Below are 459 nucleotides of genomic sequence, written 5' to 3'. Positions count from 1 at the left end.
TTTTTCTTTTTGTGGAGAGTTTGATCCTGGCTCAGGACGAACGCTGGCGGCGTGCTTAACACATGCAAGTCGAACGGAAAGGCCCTGCTTGCAGGGTACTCGAGTGGCGAACGGGTGAGTAACACGTGGGTGATCTGCCCTGCACTTCGGGATAAGCTTGGGAAACTGGGTCTAATACCGGATAGGAGCCATCTTTAGTGTGGTGGTTGGAAAGTTTTTTCGGTGTAGGATGAGCTCGCGGCCTATCAGCTTGTTGGTGGGGTAATGGCCTACCAAGGCGGCGACGGGTAGCCGGCCTGAGAGGGTGTACGGCCACATTGGGACTGAGATACGGCCCAGACTCCTACGGGAGGCAGCAGTGGGGAATATTGCACAATGGGCGCAAGCCTGATGCAGCGACGCCGCGTGGGGGATGAAGGCCTTCGGGTTGTAAACTCCTTTCGCTAGGGACGAAGCTTT

Annotated in this window: 1 rRNA gene; it reads left to right on the top strand. The window is 56.2% G+C overall.

The annotated features are described in order from the left end of the window. Positions 1 to 8: 8 nt before the first annotated feature. Positions 9 to 459 (top strand): 16S ribosomal RNA (locus QP908_RS11770); the annotation flags it as partial.

The organism is Corynebacterium sp. MSK204 (assembly GCF_030229885.1).
Taxonomy (GTDB): Bacteria; Actinomycetota; Actinomycetes; order Mycobacteriales; family Mycobacteriaceae; genus Corynebacterium.
This window is presented reverse-complemented; position numbering and strand designations above follow the sequence as displayed.